The organism is Rahnella aquatilis CIP 78.65 = ATCC 33071 (assembly GCF_000241955.1).
GTDB classification, from domain to species: domain Bacteria; phylum Pseudomonadota; class Gammaproteobacteria; order Enterobacterales; family Enterobacteriaceae; genus Rahnella; species Rahnella aquatilis.
In genome coordinates this window covers 1,884,181-1,902,374 of sequence record NC_016818.1, presented here as the reverse complement: position 1 = coordinate 1,902,374, position 18,194 = coordinate 1,884,181, and the positions used below count along the sequence as shown (strand labels likewise).

General features: G+C 53.4%; 18 protein-coding genes. 10 read left to right on the top strand and 8 right to left on the bottom strand.

The window, feature by feature from the left end; translation table 11 throughout:
* Positions 1 to 89 precede the first annotated feature (89 nt).
* The 3 genes from RAHAQ2_RS08690 (at position 90) to RAHAQ2_RS08680 (ending at position 5,088) form a co-directional block, all read left to right on the top strand.
* Positions 90 to 992, top strand: a complete 903-nt coding sequence (locus tag RAHAQ2_RS08690; RefSeq protein ID WP_015696869.1) for a LysR family transcriptional regulator — start codon at positions 90 to 92, stop codon at positions 990 to 992.
* Between the two features lie 308 nt (positions 993 to 1,300).
* The gene (locus RAHAQ2_RS08685; RefSeq protein WP_015696868.1) at positions 1,301 to 2,713 is read left to right on the top strand and encodes an MFS transporter; all 1,413 of its coding nucleotides are present in this window, start codon (positions 1,301 to 1,303) and stop codon (positions 2,711 to 2,713) included.
* On the top strand, positions 2,710 to 5,088 hold the full coding sequence (locus RAHAQ2_RS08680) for a glycoside hydrolase family 3 N-terminal domain-containing protein (RefSeq protein WP_015696867.1): 2,379 nt from the start codon (positions 2,710 to 2,712) through the stop codon (positions 5,086 to 5,088). The genes RAHAQ2_RS08685 and RAHAQ2_RS08680 overlap by 4 nt, the downstream gene beginning before the upstream one ends.
* 64 nt (positions 5,089 to 5,152) lie before the next feature.
* On the opposite strand, the gene ruvB is transcribed toward RAHAQ2_RS08680, so the two are convergent.
* From ruvB to aspS, 6 genes are all read right to left on the bottom strand, one after another.
* On the bottom strand, positions 5,153 to 6,160 hold the full coding sequence (ruvB, locus tag RAHAQ2_RS08675) for a Holliday junction branch migration DNA helicase RuvB (protein ID WP_015696866.1): 1,008 nt from the start codon (positions 6,158 to 6,160) through the stop codon (positions 5,153 to 5,155).
* A gap of 8 nt (positions 6,161 to 6,168) precedes the next feature.
* Entirely contained in the window at positions 6,169 to 6,783 is a 615-nt protein-coding gene (ruvA, locus tag RAHAQ2_RS08670; protein ID WP_013575037.1) for a Holliday junction branch migration protein RuvA, read from the bottom strand.
* Positions 6,784 to 6,870: 87 nt separating this feature from the next.
* A complete protein-coding gene (gene ruvC / locus RAHAQ2_RS08665) occupies positions 6,871 to 7,392 on the bottom strand; it encodes a crossover junction endodeoxyribonuclease RuvC (RefSeq protein ID WP_015696865.1) in 522 nt (173 codons plus the stop codon).
* Between the two features lie 107 nt (positions 7,393 to 7,499).
* Complete coding sequence (locus RAHAQ2_RS08660; protein WP_015696864.1) at positions 7,500 to 8,243, bottom strand: YebC/PmpR family DNA-binding transcriptional regulator; 744 nt, start codon at positions 8,241 to 8,243, stop codon at positions 7,500 to 7,502.
* A 25-nt stretch (positions 8,244 to 8,268) separates the two neighbouring features.
* Entirely contained in the window at positions 8,269 to 8,715 is a 447-nt protein-coding gene (gene nudB / locus RAHAQ2_RS08655) for a dihydroneopterin triphosphate diphosphatase (protein ID WP_015696863.1), read from the bottom strand.
* Positions 8,715 to 10,511, bottom strand: coding sequence for an aspartate--tRNA ligase (aspS, locus tag RAHAQ2_RS08650; protein ID WP_015696862.1), 1,797 nt, complete (start codon positions 10,509 to 10,511; stop codon positions 8,715 to 8,717). The genes nudB and aspS overlap by 1 nt, the downstream gene beginning before the upstream one ends.
* A 334-nt stretch (positions 10,512 to 10,845) precedes the next feature.
* Between aspS and RAHAQ2_RS08645 the strand changes: the two genes are divergently transcribed.
* From RAHAQ2_RS08645 to RAHAQ2_RS08620, 6 genes are all read left to right on the top strand, one after another.
* The gene (locus RAHAQ2_RS08645; protein WP_015696861.1) at positions 10,846 to 11,421 is read left to right on the top strand and encodes a hydrolase; all 576 of its coding nucleotides are present in this window, start codon (positions 10,846 to 10,848) and stop codon (positions 11,419 to 11,421) included.
* Between the two features lie 83 nt (positions 11,422 to 11,504).
* The gene (locus RAHAQ2_RS08640; RefSeq protein ID WP_015696860.1) at positions 11,505 to 12,323 is read left to right on the top strand and encodes a DUF72 domain-containing protein; all 819 of its coding nucleotides are present in this window, start codon (positions 11,505 to 11,507) and stop codon (positions 12,321 to 12,323) included.
* A 111-nt stretch (positions 12,324 to 12,434) separates the two neighbouring features.
* Positions 12,435 to 12,830, top strand: a complete 396-nt coding sequence (locus RAHAQ2_RS08635) for an MAPEG family protein (protein ID WP_013575030.1) — start codon at positions 12,435 to 12,437, stop codon at positions 12,828 to 12,830.
* A 136-nt stretch (positions 12,831 to 12,966) separates the two neighbouring features.
* A complete protein-coding gene (gene cmoA / locus RAHAQ2_RS08630) occupies positions 12,967 to 13,710 on the top strand; it encodes a carboxy-S-adenosyl-L-methionine synthase CmoA (protein WP_015696859.1) in 744 nt (247 codons plus the stop codon).
* On the top strand, positions 13,707 to 14,678 hold the full coding sequence (gene cmoB, locus RAHAQ2_RS08625; RefSeq protein ID WP_015696858.1) for a tRNA 5-methoxyuridine(34)/uridine 5-oxyacetic acid(34) synthase CmoB: 972 nt from the start codon (positions 13,707 to 13,709) through the stop codon (positions 14,676 to 14,678). Before cmoA ends, cmoB begins: the two co-directional genes overlap by 4 nt.
* Positions 14,679 to 14,849: 171 nt before the next feature.
* On the top strand, positions 14,850 to 15,053 hold the full coding sequence (locus RAHAQ2_RS08620) for a hypothetical protein (protein WP_015696857.1): 204 nt from the start codon (positions 14,850 to 14,852) through the stop codon (positions 15,051 to 15,053).
* A gap of 386 nt (positions 15,054 to 15,439) precedes the next feature.
* Here the strand turns inward: RAHAQ2_RS08620 and cutC are convergent, their stop codons facing one another.
* Positions 15,440 to 16,198, bottom strand: coding sequence for a copper homeostasis protein CutC (cutC, locus tag RAHAQ2_RS08615; protein ID WP_013575024.1), 759 nt, complete (start codon positions 16,196 to 16,198; stop codon positions 15,440 to 15,442).
* A gap of 113 nt (positions 16,199 to 16,311) precedes the next feature.
* Between cutC and RAHAQ2_RS08610 the strand changes: the two genes are divergently transcribed.
* Complete coding sequence (locus tag RAHAQ2_RS08610) at positions 16,312 to 17,460, top strand: MalY/PatB family protein (RefSeq protein WP_015696856.1); 1,149 nt, start codon at positions 16,312 to 16,314, stop codon at positions 17,458 to 17,460.
* Here the strand turns inward: RAHAQ2_RS08610 and RAHAQ2_RS08605 are convergent.
* Complete coding sequence (locus RAHAQ2_RS08605) at positions 17,457 to 18,026, bottom strand: VOC family protein (protein ID WP_037038898.1); 570 nt, start codon at positions 18,024 to 18,026, stop codon at positions 17,457 to 17,459. The genes RAHAQ2_RS08610 and RAHAQ2_RS08605 overlap by 4 nt on opposite strands.
* Positions 18,027 to 18,194: the final 168 nt, after the last annotated feature.

Here is an 18,194-nt window from a genome sequence, read left to right as displayed (position 1 = left end):
CGAGACCTGACTATAAGTGGATTGATTGATGTGAATAAGCCATGCTATATCGCATGCTTTACTGGCTCTCATTCATCAACAGGAAACTCATGCGCCCCCACGAATTCGGAGAACTGACCGCCTTTGTCGCCATTGCGGAAGAGAAGAGTTTTCGCAAGGCCGCGGCGCGGCTGAACTTAACCGCTTCGACGCTGAGCCATTCCTTACGATCACTGGAAGAGCGTCTGGGTGTACGGTTGCTGAACCGCACCACGCGGCAGGTGTCGCCAACCGAAGCGGGTATCGCCCTGCTGGCGGACATCGCGCCGGCATTATTGGCCATCTCCGGCGCGGTGGAAAACGTGAATGCTTTCAGGGAAATGCCGCAAGGTACAGTGCGAATTAATACGCCGCGCATCGCCGCCGACATGGTTTTCCTGCCCCAGTTGGGTGAATTTTGTCAGCAGTATCCGGATATCACGCTCGAGCTTGCCACCAATGACGGTTTTGTGGACATCATCAGTGAAGGTTTTGATGCGGGGGTACGCATCCGGGGCGATGTTCAGCAAGACATGAATGCTGTACGCCTGACCGCCGATTTTCACTCTGCGGTGTACGGTTCGCCGGATTATTTCGCAAGACACCCGCAACCCCAAACCCCTGCCGATTTGAAAAACCATGCCTGCATCGGGCGTCGGGAAATTGCCAGCGGTTCGCTCTATCGCTGGGAATTTGAAAAAGACGGGCGACAGAGGGTGGTGCCTGTCCGGGGGCCGCTGGTGGTTGACAGCGTCAGCATGATGACCCGCGTTGCACTCGACGGCGTCGGACTGGTGTACAGCGCGCAGAGTGCAGAACATGATGCGCTGGTGGCGGAAGGTAAGCTGATCCGGGTACTGGAAGACTGGTCGGTCACCTTTCCCGGATTCTTTCTCTACTACCCCGGGCACCGTCAGTTGCCCGCTGCATTAAAAGCGGTGACCGGTTATTTCCGCTGGCGGGAACGTTTATAAAACCGCTGTCTCAGCCCGTTAACCGGCAATAATCTCCGGCACAGTCATTTCCTGCGGCGGTTTCGCCAGCCATATACCGCCTTTCATGCCTCCGGTGGTAATGATCAGTTTGATCCCGTTCACAAATAAAAAATAAAATCAAAAAACGTAATTTGTATATTCGTTTCCTCAATTGTTTACCTGAGTGCTATTCACAATACTTTTGGCATCAATTGATTTCCTCAGGTTATTTATCTTTCTTTTCATTAAAGACATTAATAATGATTTTTCGTCGGTTATCTCTCCTTACAGAAAGCAGGTAACAAATAATGATGATCACTCCGGTTCTTTCAGTAAAAGATAAAATTGGCTACGGACTCGGCGATATGGCCAGTGCGCTGGTCTGGCAAACGGCGACCTTGTTTCTCGCTTATTTCTACACGGATGTTTTTGGTTTACCCGCCGCGATTATGGGCACGCTATTTTTAGTGGTTCGCGCAGTGGATGCCTGTGTCGATCCCTGCATCGGCGCGCTGGTTGACCGCACCACCACGCGCTACGGGAAATTCCGCCCGTGGCTGCTGTGGTTTGCGATCCCGTTTGGGGTCTGTTGCCTGATCACTTTTTATGTACCAGACATATCACCGACCGGTAAAATTATTTATGCAGCAGTCACTTACACCTTACTCAGTCTGGTATATTCCGCCATCAATGTGCCGTATTGTGCGATGCCGGGGGCGTTAACGCTCGATCCGCGCGAACGCCATTCGCTGCAGTCGTGGCGCTTCGGGTTGTCATTTATCGGCGGGCTGGTGGTCACGGTGATCGCCCTGCCGCTGGTGGCAAAACTCGGCGCAGGTAACCCGCAGAAAGGCTATTTCTATGCCATGAGCCTGATGGGATTATTAGGTATCGTATTATTTTTCTGTTGTTTCGCCATGACCCGCGAGCGTTATCATCCGCGCAATGACACCTCCGGTTCGATGCTGAGCGATCTGAAATTACTGTGGAATAACGCACAATGGCGCATCGTGTTTATTTTTAATATTCTGCTGTTGTGCGCGGTGGTAATCCGTGGCTCCGCGACCATGTATTACGTGAAATATGTTCTCGCCCGCCCGGATCTGATTTTCAATTTTATTGTTTTTGGCATGATCGCCTCATTATTTGGCGCATTACTGTCTGAAAAATTATTAGGAAAATTCGACCGGGTTAAATCCTATCAGTGGACGATCCTGACGTTTGTGGTGTGTAACGCGGCTATTTTCTTTATCCCGTCTCCTTCCATTGGCCTTATTTTCGCCTTCAATCTGGTGTTCAGTTTTATCCAGAATCTCACGACGCCGCTGCAATGGACGATGTTCTCCGACGTGGTCGATCACGAGGAATCCCGCACCGGCCGCCGTCTTGACGGCCTGGTGTTTTCCACTGCGTTGTTTGCCATCAAATTCGGACTGGCGCTGGGCGGCGCCATCGTCGGCTGGGTTCTCGGCATGGTCGATTATGTGCCGAATGCCGCCACGCAAAGCTCTGGCGTGATGCTGACCATCAATTCGCTGTTCACGCTGGTGCCGTGCGCCTTGTTCCTGCTGATGGCCGCCCTGCTGTTTACCTACAAACTTAACAGCCGCACGATGCAGAACATCGCGGCATCCCTCGCCACCCGCCGTTCTTTCGGCGGCGAAGAGGAACCCGTGCTCAGCGGTACCCGCCCTTTGATTAATCAAGGAGATGCAAGATGACTCACCTTTATCAGGATGCTTCACAACCCGTTGCCACCCGCGTCGCCGATCTTCTGGCCCGCATGACGCCGGAGGAAAAATTCGCCCAGTTGCACGCGTTCTGGCTGATCCTCGACAGCAACGGCAATCACAAAGAACGTACCGATCTGAGCGACGATTTTGCCGGACACAAACAGAGCCAGGGACTGGAACAGCAACTGGCACTCGGTGCCGGGCAAATTACCCGGCCACTCGGCACCCATGTGGTCAGCCCGGCAGAAGGCGTACAGGCGCTGAACCGGCTGCAAAAAATGTTGGTGGAAGACACGCGGCTGGGTATTCCGGCGATGTTTCACGAAGAGTGTCTGGTCGGCCTGTTGTGCAAAGATGCCACGCTGTTTCCCTCATCACTGAGCTATGCCTCCACCTGGGATCCGCAACTGATGGAGCAGATTGCCGCCGCGATCCGCGACGAAGCACAAAGTGTCGGTTGTCATCAGGGGCTGGCGCCGGTGCTGGATGTGTCGCGCGATGTGCGCTGGGGACGTACCGAGGAAACCTTTGGCGAAGATCCGTATCTGGTTGGCGTCATGGCGACGGCTTACGTGCGCGGTTTGCAGGGCGAAAAACGTGACCTGCTGGCAACGCTGAAACATTACGTCGGGCATTCTTTCAGCGAAGGGGCGCGCAACCATGCGCCGGTGCATCTCGGTTTCCGCGAGCTGAATGACACTTTCCTGCTGCCGTTTGAAATGGCGGTAAAACTGGCGAATGCCGGTTCGGTGATGCCTGCCTATCATGATATCGACGGCCAGCCGTGCCACAGCGATCACTTCCTGCTGACGGAAGTGTTGCGCGAACAGTGGGGATTCGATGGCCTGATTGTTGCCGATTACGGCGGCGTCAGTCTGCTGCATCAGCATCATGGCGTCAGCCATGATGATGCGGAATCCGCCGCGCTGGCGTTTAATGCCGGTCTGGATATCGAATTGCCGAAAGGCGACTGCGCGCAACATCTGGCCGATGCGGTGTCGCGGGGTCTGATTGATATGGCGAAAATTGACGAGATTGTCGCCCGCGTGCTGACTGAGAAATTCCGTCTCGGGCTGTTTGAACAGCCTTATGCCATTGAGCCAGAGCCGCAACTTCAGCAACCCGCCACGCGGGAACTGGCCTGGCAAGCCGCTGTCCGTTCCATCACCCTGCTGGAAAACAATGGCATCCTGCCGCTCAGGCCCCGTTCCGGCCAGAAAATCGCTGTCATTGGCCCGACGGCAGATGATCCGCTGGCGTTGCTCAGCGGTTACAGTTTCCCGGTGCATCTGATCATCAGCGAAATGCAGGCGCAGACAGAACAGGTCATCACGCCGTTACAGGCTTTACGCGAGGCCTATGGTGAGCAAAATATCCGTTATACCCAAGGTTGCCATATTCTCGAAAAACGTACGGCAGGTGCGCCGGTATTCCCCGGCGATGCCGCAACACCCATGCAAAACTCGCCGGTGTCTCAGAGCACCGCGCTGATCCCGCAGGCCGTAAAACTGGCGCAGGAAAGTGACGTCGCGCTGGTGTTTGTCGGCGATCTGGCCGGTTTATTCCAGAGCGGTACTGTCGGCGAAGGCTCTGATACAGACAGCCTGCAACTGCCCGGCGTTCAGCAGCAGTTGCTCGAAGACATTGTGGCGACCGGCAAACCGACCATTGTGGTGATGACCGGAGGCCGTCCGTATTCTCTCGGCGGGCTGGAAGACAACGTCGCGGGATATCTGATGGCCTTCGCGCCCGGTCAGGAAGGCGGCCGCGCGATCAGCGATATCATCAGCGGCAAAGAAGCACCGTCCGGACGACTGGTGGTTTCCGTGCCAAAAAGCGCCGGTGCAATGCCCTATTATTACAATCACAAGCTGAAAAGTGGCGGCACGCCGGTCGCGTTCCACTTTGGCGCGACATACCCGTTTGGCTACGGACTGAGCGGCACCACGTTCCGCTATCATGATTTTCAGCTCAGTCAGCAACCGGTCGCCATCGAAAACGGAGATATTTCAGTACAGATTCAGGTAACCAACACCGGCAGTCAGACAGGTAGCGAAGTGGTGCAGGTTTATCTGCGCGACTGCGTGGCATCACTGGTGCGTCCGGTGCAGGAACTCAAAGCTTTCGAACGCGTTGAACTGGACGCCGGACAAACCGCGACGCTGAGTTTCAGCATCCCCACCGACATGCTGAATTTCACAAATCATGCGGGTAAACGCATCGTGGAACCGGGTTTTGTTGAAGTACAAGTCGGGTCATCAAGCGCGGATATTCATGCTACAGGCAAGGTGATGCTGGCAGGTGCAGTGCGGGAGTTGCCGCGCGACTGGCGGATGGTCAGCCGGTGTGACATTAATCAGTAATCACGGATGACGAAAAGCAAAACGGACGCTCAGGGCGTCCGTTTTGTATGCATACAACGCGTTGTTACTCAGTCTCTCTCGTGATACCAAAGTGCTTATACGCATGATTGGTTGCCATGCGACCGCGCGGTGTGCGCTGAATAAAGCCCTGCTGGATAAGGAAGGGTTCGATGACGTCTTCGATGGTCTCGCGCTCTTCGCCGATCGCCGCCGCTAAGTTATCCAGTCCGACCGGTCCGCCGGTGAACTTGTCGATAATCGCCAGCAGCAGTTTGCGGTCCATGTAATCGAAGCCTTCTGCATCGACGTCCAGCATATCCAGCGCGCCGTTGGCCACATCACCGTTAATGGTGCCGTCGCCTTTGACTTCGGCAAAGTCACGCACACGGCGCAACAGACGGTTGGCGATACGCGGCGTACCGCGTGAACGGCGGGCTATCTGATGCGCGCCCTCTTCCGACAACTCCAGCCCGAGGCAGGACGCGCTGCGCCCGACAATGTGCTGCAAATCTGCCACCTGATAAAACTCCAGACGCTGCACGATACCGAAACGGTCACGCAAAGGTGACGTCAGGGAACCGGCGCGGGTGGTCGCGCCAATCAGGGTAAACGGCGGAAGATCGAGTTTGATGGAACGTGCCGCCGGGCCTTCACCGATCATGATATCCAGCTGATAGTCTTCCATCGCCGGATAGAGAATTTCCTCGACGACCGGTGAGAGACGGTGGATTTCATCGATGAACAGCACGTCGTGCGGCTCGAGATTGGTCAGCATCGCCGCCAGATCGCCGGCTTTTTCCAGCACCGGCCCCGACGTGGTGCGTAAATTCACGCCCATTTCGTTCGCCACGATGTTAGCCAGCGTGGTTTTTCCCAGTCCCGGAGGGCCGAAAATCAACAGGTGATCGAGCGCATCTTTGCGTTGCTTAGCCGCCTGAATAAAGATTTCCATTTGCGAGCGCACATGAGGCTGACCGACGTATTCGTTGAGCAGCTTCGGGCGGATCGCACGGTCAATGACCTCTTCTTCACTGAAGACTTCGGAAGAAATCAGGCGGTCAGCTTCAATCATCGTTTACCTCACAGCGCCGCGCGCAGCGCTTCTCTAATTAACGTTTCAGATTCTGCACCCGGCTTCGCCACTTTGCTGATCATGCGGCTGGCTTCCGGGGGTTTGTATCCGAGGGATATCAGGGCTGCGACGGCTTCGCCTTCGGCATCAGACTCTTTAGCTTTCGACGCCGATGCAGGTAGCGTGATATCAGTATGATTGTTAAATAGATCACCGTTTAATCCTTTAAACCGGTCTTTCATTTCGACAACGAGGCGTTCTGCGGTTTTCTTACCGACGCCGGGTAACTTAATTAATGCGGTGATTTCTTCCTTTTCTACCGCACTGACAAACTGCTGTGCCGACATACCTGAGAGGATTGCCAGCGCCAGCTTCGGCCCGACGCCGTTGACTTTAATCAGCTCACGGAACAGCGCGCGCTCTTGTTTATCGTTGAATCCGTAGAGCAACTGAGCATCTTCACGGACGATAAATTGCGTGAAGATGATAGCTTCCTGACCCAGTTCCGGCAATTCATAAAAACAGGTCATCGGCATATGCACTTCATAGCCCACGCCGTTGGTTTCAAGCAGCACCAAAGGGGGCTGTTTTTCCAGAATAATGCCTCGTAGTCTGCCTATCACGTTCATTTTCCTTATCAGGTCAAAAGCAGCGATGTTTATATCATAAAAAAAGCTGGATGGATATCCAGCCCAATGGACTTGCGGCGTCTATCGCATACGTCCGCGCGCCATCTGCAATTTATCGCTGCTGAGCCGGATGGCATTCTGGCTCATGTGACAATGGGTGATGGCAATCGCCAGCGCATCGGCGGCATCCGCCTGCGGGTTCGCCGGTAATTTCAGGATCGAACGCACCATATGCTGCACCTGCGATTTTTCAGCGGCACCGGTACCGACGACGGTCTGTTTGACCTGCCTCGCGGCATATTCAAACACCGGCAGGTCCTGATTAACGGCGGCCACAATGGCTGCACCGCGCGCCTGCCCGAGCTTTAACGCAGAATCGGCATTCTTCGCCATAAATACGGATTCGATGGCAAAAAAATCAGGCTGAAATTGCGTAATGATTTCCGACACACCAGCGTAAATCAGTTTCAGACGTCCCGGCATATCGTCCACTACGGTACGGATACAGCCGCTCCCGAGATAACTGAGCTGACGCCCTGTCTGGCGGATAATGCCATAGCCGGTAATACGCGAACCGGGGTCGATCCCCAGAATAATAGCCATAGCCAGTCAACGCCTTGTGTTGTCGTTTTTTGCAAAGTTGGGGAGAGTATAAACTGCTGAGGCACAACAGGATAGCCAGCCGGTGGCAGCCACCGGCGGCACTGAGATTACAGAGTTTCTGCGATCTCGTCGGAGATTTCACCGTTGTGGTAAACCTCCTGCACATCGTCACAATCTTCCAGCATGTCGATCAGGCGCAACAGTTTCGGTGCAGTGTCTGCATCCATGTCGGCTTTGGTCGATGGGATCATGGTGACTTCTGCGGAATCAGCTTTATAACCTGCCGCTTCCAGCGCGTCTTTCACTTCACCCAGGTTTTCCCAGGCGGTGAAGACGTCGATAGCGCCGTCATCATAGGAAATGATGTCTTCTGCGCCCGCTTCCAGCGCAGCTTCCATCAGCACGTCTTCGTCCAGGCCAGGAGCGAAAGTGATCACCCCTTTTTTGGAGAACAGATAAGCCACGGAACCGTCGGTACCCAGATTGCCACCGGTTTTGGTGAAGGCATGACGCACTTCTGCCACGGTACGGTTGCGGTTGTCACTTAGACACTCGACCATGATGGCTGAACCGCCAGGGCCGTAACCTTCATAAATGATGGTTTCCATGTTGGTGTCTTCGTCACCGCCCACGCCACGCGCAATAGCACGGTTGAGGGTATCGCGGGTCATGTTGTTGGACAGCGCTTTATCAATAGCCGCGCGCAGACGAGGGTTTGAACCCGCATCGCCGCCGCCCAGACGTGCAGCAGTAACCAGCTCACGAATGATTTTAGTGAAAATTTTGCCGCGTTTAGAATCTTGCGCCGCTTTGCGGTGCTTGGTGTTGGCCCACTTACTGTGACCTGCCATAAATATCTCCAAAAAGTCTAAAGTCTTAACAGACCGAATAGTTTACAAATTCTTCAATCGCCTGCTGGTTGCTCGGGGAAACCGTCAGCGCAGCCGCTGCCCGTTTATCGAGCCACCGGTATGCATGATGTTCGCTAAGTTCCACATCACGCTCGTCGGGTAACGCCAGACAGAACCAATGTTCTTTATTACGGGTCACGCCGGGAGCATAGCGATGGCGCAAATGCGCAAATATTTCAAAGTCCTCGCAGCGGTTACAATCCTGAAGCGGCAGATTTTCACCTGCAATGTCGATACCGACTTCTTCCATGACTTCCCGCTGCACGGTTTGATTCGGGGATTCCCCGCCTTCCAGACTGCCGGTCACCGACTGCCAGAAATTCGGGTCATCCTTACGTTGAAGCATCAGCACCCTGCCGGTGTTTCTGGCGTAGATGACGCACAGTATCGACTCAGGACGCTTATAGCTCATTAGTTATTCTCTGTATTTGTGTCTGGTGTCACTTCTTTTTTCGCCACAACCGCAATGCCCAGTTCCAGCAGTGACGCCGGGTTGGCAAAACTTGGTGCTTCGGTCATCAGACAGGCCGCAGCGGTGGTTTTCGGGAAGGCAATCACGTCACGGATGTTATCCGTACCGGTGAGCAACATCACCAGACGATCCAAACCAAATGCCAGACCCGCGTGAGGAGGCGTACCGTATTTCAGGGCGTCGAGCAGGAAGCCGAATTTCTCGCGCTGCTCATGCTCGGTAATGCCCAGAATGCTGAAGACGGTCTGCTGCATTTCGCCACGGTGAATACGCACGGAACCGCCGCCTACTTCGTAGCCGTTGATGACCATGTCGTAGGCGTTAGCGATGGCAGAAACCGGGTTCGCGGCCAGCTCTTCTGCGGTCATGTCTTTCGGTGCAGTGAACGGGTGGTGCATAGCGCTCAGGCCGCCTTCGTCGGTGTCTTCAAACATCGGGAAGTCGATGACCCACAGCGGAGCCCACATGTCTTCTTTAGTGATTTTCAGGTCACGGCCGACTTTAAGTCGCAGTGCGCCCATCGCGTCAGTCACAATCTTAGCGCTGGCTGCGCCGAAGAAGATCATGTCGCCATCTTGCGCGCCAGTGCGTTCGATCAGGGCTGCCAACAGTTCTGTATTCAGGAATTTCGCCACCGGGCTCTGGATACCTTCCAGGCCTTTCGCCACTTCATTCACTTTGATATAAGCCAGACCTTTCGCGCCGTAAATTTCGATGAATTTTGCGTATTCATCGATCTGTTTACGGCTCAGGGAGGCACCGCCCGGAACACGCAATGCAGCCACGCGGCCTTTCGGATCGTTGGCAGGATCGGCAAACACTTTGAACTCAATGTTTTTCATCAGGTCCGCAACGTCAACCATTTCCATCGGGTTGCGCAGGTCCGGTTTATCAGAACCATAACGACGCATCGCTTCTGCGAAGGTCATGATCGGGAAATCGCCCAGATCCACACCTTTCACTTCCTGCCACAGTTCGCGGGCCAGTTTCTCCATCACTTCACGCACTTGCTCCGCGCTCATGAAGGACGTTTCGACGTCGATCTGGGTAAATTCTGGCTGACGGTCAGCACGTAAATCTTCATCACGGAAGCATTTTACGATCTGATAATAACGATCAAAACCAGACATCATCAGCAGTTGTTTGAACAGCTGAGGAGACTGCGGCAAGGCGTAGAACTTGCCTTTATGCACACGGCTTGGCACCAGATAATCACGTGCACCTTCCGGCGTGGCTTTGGTCAGCATCGGAGTTTCGATGTCGAGGAAGTCATGGCTGTCCATGAAACGACGCACAAAGCTGGTGATTTTGGCACGCGCTTTCAGGCGGTTCGCCATTTCAGGGCGACGCAGGTCCAGATAGCGGTATTTCAGACGTGCTTCTTCGGTGTTGACGTGGTTGGAGTCCAGCGGCAGCGATTCTGAACGGTTGATAATGTTCAGATGGCTGGCGAACACTTCCACTTCACCGGTCGCCATGTCTTTGTTGAACTGGCTTTCCGGACGTGCACGCACGATGCCGGTTAACTGGATGCAGAACTCGTTACGCAGTTCAGACGCCAGTTTGTAGGCTTCTGCCTGATCGGGGTCGAAGAAAACCTGAACGATGCCTTCGCGGTCACGCATATCGATGAAAATCAAACCACCCAAATCGCGGCGACGGTTAACCCAGCCACACAATGTTACTTCCTGGCCCACATTGGACGCATTCAGTTTTCCACAATATACAGTACGCATAACGGTATCCTTTTGATCCCACTACCCGGCCTCATGGCTCACAGGCACAGAAACGGTTATTGACTCTGGTCGCCCGCCGCAAAACTCAGCAGCGCACGGAATGGGTTTTATTCAGGTCGAAAAAAGGCGGCTATTATAAAGGAATTTCCGGCGAAGGATAAGTGCGAACACATCAACGCTGGCGCGGAAATTTACTCGTGTTGCTAGCTACACATAATTTAACAAAATTATATCTTTTTGCTTCCCGCGTTAGCATAGACTCGCGCAATCCCCTTTGTACACGCAGTAAATGATTCCTTTCTCTTATTACCCATTTTGAAACCGGGAGCTAGACATGAAACTTGATCCAAAAACGACCGCGCTGGTCCTGATCGACTTACAGAAAGGGATTTTACCGTTCGCTGGCGGTCCGCACACCGCACAACAGGTGCTGGACAACGCGACTGATCTGGCAACCCGTTTCCGTCAACTTGGTGCCCCGGTGGTGATGGTCCGCGTGGGCTGGTCTGATTCCTTTGACGAAGCGCTGAAACAGCCTGTCGATATCCCTTCTGCCGCACCGGAAGGCGGTTTTCCGGCAAGCTGGTGGGAATTCCCGGAACAGCTTGGCGTTACCGACAGCGACCTGCTGGTGATCAAACGTCAGTGGGGCGCATTTTACGGCACCGATCTCGATTTACAACTGCGCCGCCGCGGCATTAAAAGCATTGTGCTGGCCGGTATTTCCACCAACATCGGCGTGGAATCTACGGCCCGCAATGCCTGGGAACATGGCTATGAACTGGTGATCGCTGAAGATGCGTGCAGCGCACATAACAATGACCATCATCAGTCCAGCATGCAGTTTATTTTCCCGCGTATCAGCCGTGTCCGTTCCACTGCCGAAGTGCTTGCCGCGTTGCCTGAGTAACGTTAACCTGATTTTCATGCCTCAACGCCGCCCGCTGAGGCGGCGTTTTACCTGGGATCCGGCCCGGAAAAAGGAGCATCGATATGTATATTGGCTTACCGCAATGGCATCACAGCGCCTGGGCAAAGATGGGTTTGCGTGATCTGGCTGATTACGCGCGGTACTTCAATTGTGTCGAAGGCAATACCACGTTTTACGCCCTGCCCAAACAGGAAGTGGTGATGCGCTGGCGTGATATGACGCCTGAATCTTTCCGCTTTTGTTTCAAATTTCCTTCTGACATCAGCCATAAAGCGGCACTGACGAATTGTCAGGAAGACGTCAATATGTTTTACCGTACGCTCGAACCGCTTGGCGGCCGCACCGGGCAACTCTGGCTGCAACTTCCGGCGGCATTCGCGTCTGTCCATCTTGACCGCTTATGGCAGTTTCTTGATGCCCTGCCCGCCGGTTTCGATTACGGCGTCGAAGTGCGCCATCAGGATTTCTTCAAAAAAGGCGAGGCGGAACGTGCACTGAATCAGGGATTACATCAGCGCGGCATCAACCGTGCGATCCTCGACAGCCGCCCGGTTCACAGCTCAACATCCGTGACACGCGCGGTGCTTGAAGCTAAACGCAAAAAACCCGTCTTGCCGCTGCACGCGCTGGCGACATCATCCCGGCCCATTGTCCGCTTTATCGGTGGCGACAGTCTCGAAGCGAACCGCCCGCTGTTCGGCCAGTGGATCACCAAACTCAACGACTGGCAATCGCAGGGGTTATCACCGTATCTATTTATTCATACACCCGATTGTTCCGACGCGCCTCAGCAGGCGCGCAGCCTGTGGCAGGACCTGCGCCAGCATATTCCTTCAGTTCAGCCCGCGCCGGACTGGCCGGAACAGGACACATTGTTCTGAGAATATTGATGTTTTTCTGACGACAGTTTTACCTCATCCCGTTATCATAGTGACGCAGCGGAAAATCAGTGTTGTTCCGCCGGAAAACAGGGAATAACCAAGGAAGTCATCATGATTAGCGCGTTATATGTCGTGCTTGCCGCCATACTTTTAATCAAACTCTCTTTCGATGTTGTCCGTTTGCGGATGCAATACCGTATCGCCACCGGCGACGGCGGATCCTACGAATTACAAACCGCCATCCGCGTACACGGTAATGCCGTAGAATATCTGCCGATCGGCTGTTTACTCTTGCTGTATATGGAAATGAACGGCGCGGCAATCTGGACTGTACACGCCTGCGGCCTGTTACTGATCCTTGGCCGGTTATTTCATTATTACGGGCTGAAAAACCGCGAATTTGCCTGGCGCCGCAATGGCATGGCAGCCACCTATATTTCGCTGGTGCTGATGGTTGTGATCAATATTATTTATCTGCCGTGGTCACAGTTCCTGAATTTTGACTGATCACCGCGCCTTTGCCAGACAGATTTGATGCCCTTTTGAAACAACTCCCAGGCGCGCAGGTATCTGCCTGCGCCAGTATCTGCTAAAATCTGCCCTCAACTTTTTACCCACATTCTTTTTGGCCTGACTCACCGCTATGGCAAACCACGATACGCTGTTTTCTGCACCTATAGATAAGCTTGGCGACTGGACGTTCGATGAACGCGTCGCGGAAGTTTTCCCCGACATGATCCAACGCTCAGTTCCGGGCTATTCCAACATTATTTCGATGATTGGCATGCTCGCCGAGCGCTTCGTTCAGCCCGACTCCAATGTCTATGATCTGGGTTGTTCGCTGGGTGCTGCCACGCTGTCGATGCGTCGTAATATCAAAGTGCCGGGCTGCGAAATTATTGCTGTCGATAACTCCCCCGCCATGGTGGAACGCTGCCGCCGACACATTGATGCTTTCCGTGCTGATACCCCGGTAAGCGTGATTGAATCCGATATTCTGGATATCGAGCTGAAAAATGCTTCGATGGTGGTGCTTAACTTTACCCTGCAATTCCTCGAACCGGCCGACCGTCAGCGTCTGCTCAATCAGGTGTTTCAGGGAATGCGTCCGGGCGCGGCACTGGTGCTTTCCGAAAAATTCAGCTTTGAAGACAAAGACGTCGGCGAACTGTTGTTCAATATGCATCATGATTTCAAACGCGCGAACGGCTACAGCGAGCTGGAAATCAGCCAGAAACGCAGCATGCTCGAAAATGTCATGCTGACCGATTCTGTTGAAACGCATAAAGCCCGTTTGCATCAGGCCGGTTTCCAGCATACGGAAGTCTGGTTCCAGTGCTTTAACTTCGGTTCACTGATTGCACTGAAAGCCGGAGAAGCACAATGATTGATTTTGGTGATTTTTATCGCGTCATCGCTAAAGGTCCGCTGAGCCCCTGGCTCAATACCCTGCCGTCGCAACTGACCGCGTGGCAGAAAGAATCCCTGCACGGCAAATTTAAACTGTGGTTCAACTCGGTGGATCGTCTGCCGTTGCTACAACCCGATCGTCTGGATTTACTGCACAGCGTCAGCGCAAATATGGAAATGCCGTTGCCTGCGGGCCAGCGTGAAGGCATTGAAAACCTGCTGCGCAATATGATGCCATGGCGCAAAGGACCATTTTCACTGTACGACGTTGAAATTAATACCGAATGGCGTTCAGACTGGAAATGGGATCGGGTTCTGCCACATATTTCATCCCTTGCCGGCCGGACGATTTTAGATGTCGGTTGCGGCAGTGGTTATCACATGTGGCGCATGATTGGCGCAGGCGCCCATCTGGCCGTGGGTATCGACCCGATGCAGCTTTTCCTGTGTCAGTTCGAGGCCGTGCGTAAATTACTGGGCGGCGATCAGCGTGCGCATTTACTGCCGCTGGGCATCGAGCAATTACCCGAGCTGAACGCGTTTGACACCGTTTTCTCCATGGGCGTTTTGTATCACCGCCGTTCGCCATTAGATCATCTTCTGCAACTGAAAAATCAGCTGGTCAGCGAAGGTGAACTGGTACTGGAAACATTGGTTGTCGAAGGTGACAGTGAGCAGGTTCTGGTGCCGGGTGACCGTTACGCGCAGATGGGAAATATCTATTTCATCCCTTCCGCACAAGCCCTGCAAAACTGGCTGATCAAATGTGGATTTGTCGATGTACGTATCGCGGATGTCAGCGTCACAACACGTGAAGAACAGCGCCGTACCGACTGGATGACCAGCGAATCACTGGCTGAATTCCTCGATCCGCACGATCCGACCAAAACCATTGAAGGCTATCCGGCACCGCGCCGCGCCTTGCTCATCGCCCGTAAACCATAACTTACTGTCTTATCCGCCAGGCGCTTCCCTGTCTGGCGAACGTCATTGCATACACTTTATCCCTATTTTGTACCCTGTTGCTCTGTACATCCGGCTGTAAAAAGGTCTAACCTTTCATCAGACTATCGGTTTGTTATGACGGAGATCGTCGTTCGCATTATGGGAGGAAGTATGAAGTTCCCTAAAGGCAGCATCGTTAAACACAGATCCGGCGAAATCAAAGGTACCGTGATGAATACTTTTGAATCAGAGCAAAACATCGTGTCGTATTATGTTTCCTGGGAAGATGGCAGCAGCAGTCTGCACAAGGAAAACGAATTGCACTGGGCAAATATTGACGTCGCGATAAAAATTAAAAATTTCTACGAGAAGTAGCTGTTTCCCCCTGCCTGTCACAGCCCTTTGTAAAGCTTCGCATTTTGACGCTTTATCATTGGATTGATTCACCGTATTTCGTGTATAAACTCGGCCAAACCTATTTATTAGTACGCAAGTATTTGGCGGAGAAATCAATGCGCAGAAGAATTCGCTTCCTCATGGATCGGGCCGTTATTGTTCTAGGCCTGTTTGTGATGTGTCTGGTCGTGAAAGCAGGAATGTTCGGCGTGGCGCTGCTGACCTGGGGCTGAAATTTCCCGATCAAAAAAGCGTCTTTCAGAACGCTTTTAACAGGCAAAAAAAGCCCCGCCAAAATGGACGGGGCCTGGTACTTGCGCAGGGCGACGCAATAAGGGTCGGATGACCCGGTTAAATTTTATTTATTACGCCGTGCGGGATATTTCATCATCAAACTGCAAGGTACTTTTCATTGCAGCAACAATATCGCCGTCCACGCAATAACGACTGAATTCATCAAAGTCCGTGTCAGAACTCATCGTGACACCGGCTTTACGGTAACGCATTGCGGATTTAACCTGACGCCCTGCTGAGCTGTGCAACTCGGTCAGCCCGATATCGACGAACTTTTGCAGATTCGTCAGGCGCACACCCGCACCAGCCATAATGATTGGACCACGCGTCAGTTGATTGAGTTCCCGAAGCATCGGTAAACCGACTTCCGCATTTTGTTGCTGTCCGGAAGTCAGAATGCGCGCCACCCCTAACTGAGTCAATTGCTCCAGCGCAATTTTCGGGTTAAGGCACATGTCGAATGCGCGATGAAATGTGACGGCCATATCGCCGCACAGCGCCATCACTTCCCACATCCTCGCCATATCAATGTGGCCTTCCGCGTCCAGCATGCCGACAACCAACCCCGGATAGCCGAGATCGCGAATACAGGCAATGTCGCTTTTCAACACCTCAAATTCACTCTGGCTGTAGCAAAAATCCCCCCCCCTCGGACGGACAATCGGATGTACAGGGATCGTCACTTTTTCCCTCGCCAGTTTGAGGGTGCCGTAACTCGGCGTAATGCCGCCATCAGCCTGGCTGGCGCATAATTCGACGCGATCGGCTCCGGCTTGTTCTGCTGTCAACGCACAGTCCACGCTGTAACAACACACTTCTAATTTAGTCATGTGATCTCTCCTGATTACGGCATTATGCTACAACACTTGTCTGTAACCGGCCATGTCGCGTAGGCTTTGAGATGAGCATCCCCGCCCAACCTGCTTGCTTAGGAAAGCTAACTATGACACTCAATTTTGATTTATGGGTAGACCGCAGTCACAGTGATAGCGTTAAGTGGAATAAATACAATAATCAGGATGTGATCCCGCTTTGGGTTGCCGATACTGACTTTACTTCTCCGCCACAGGTTATCAAAGAGTTACAGCAACGCGTTGCAGAAGGCGTCTTCGGATATGGCTTCACACCACCGGAACTGATTGATTTAGTTATAAAACGTCTGGCCGATCGCTACGAATGGACGATTAAGCCCGAATGGATTGTCTGGTTACCGGGGCTGGTGTGCGGATTAAACGTCGCCGTTCGCGCCACTGTCTCGCGGCAAAACTCCAGCCTGATGCCGATGCCGGTTTACCCGCCATTTATGCAGGCGGCGCAATCTGAAGGGCGTCAGTTTAAATCTGTTAATGTAACTGAACAGCAACAGCGCTGGGTGGCCGATTTTTCCCGTGCCGAAAACCTGCTCGATGGCAGCGAAAAGCTGCTGATGCTCTGCAACCCGTATAACCCCGGTGGCACGGTGTATCGTCGCGAGGAATTACTCGAACAGCAGGCCTTTGCGCAACGTCACGATCTGGTAGTGTGTTCGGATGAAATCCATTGTGATCTGATCCTCGAACCGGGCCTGAAGCATATCCCGTTCGCATCACTCAATACCGATGCCGAACAGCGTTCGATCACGCTGATGTCGCCGTCCAAAACCTTCAACCTTGCCGGTCTGGGGGCATCGATGGCGATTATTCCTAACCCGGAGCTGCGCCGGAAATTCATTGAGGCCAGTAACGGCATTGTGCCGCACGTCAATATCCTGGCGTATGTCGCCGCAACCGCCGCTTACCGTGATGGCGAAGAATGGCTTGATGCACAACTCGATTACCTGCGGGGTAACCGCGAGCTGGTGATGACCAGAATCAACGCGATGCCGGGCTTACGTATGCTGGCACCGGAAGGCACGTACCTTGGCTGGATTGATGCCAGCGCATTACCGGTGCAGGACCCTTACCGTTTCTTTGTTGAAGCCGGTGTCGGTTTCTCTGGCGGAGCCGATTTTGGCGCACCCGCTTATGTGCGAATCAATCTGGGCTGCCAGCGCGCATTACTGGAAAAGGCGCTGGATCGCATGGAGGCCGCCTTACAGGCGCTGCAACGTTAACCCTCTTCCCTTTCACTGGCCACAATCGCCCGCAGGCTGTGCGGATGAAACTTGATGGTCACCGTACCGTCGGTGATCGCCAGCGTCGGATTCGGCAAACGCTCGTTTTCCCCTTTCGGCGCACTTTGTTTCAGCTTAATACCGGGTGTCATCAGCGCTTCATCGGCAATCAGCGCCAGCGCCCGCGTATATAATTCGTCTTCAGCACCCGGCAGAACAATCTCAATGTGTTCCCAGCCTTCGTGCGGATAACGTTTATCACCCGGGTAAGGCAACTCGACCAGATCAATACTCAGCGGTCCGACCTGCAAAGGTTCGTTCAGTGAAAACAGACAAATTGGCCGCCCGTTAATCAGGGTTTCATTCAGCAGACTGCCGCACTGTTCCAGCCCGGCTTTCCAGCGGTCCGCCGTGGTGTTCTGATGACAACGCACTGAAATATGATCCGCGTGAAACTCGTCGAGATTAATGTTCAACTTTGCGGCGAACGCCGTCAGTACGCCGGCAAAGCGCGGCAGATCATCAGTTAAATCCTGTAATTCCGGCACATGGTTCATGGCGGTCATCCTATCTTGTTTCCGTTTGAGAATCTTCAGGGTCGGGTAATTTACACAGCCTTTCATCCGGTTGCCAGAGACATGCCGCAGAATCGCGTTTTCCTTAGTCCGGACGTGCGGCGATACTGACGCCGCAGGGCTAATATGATATAAACACACATCATTTTAGGTTCGTCC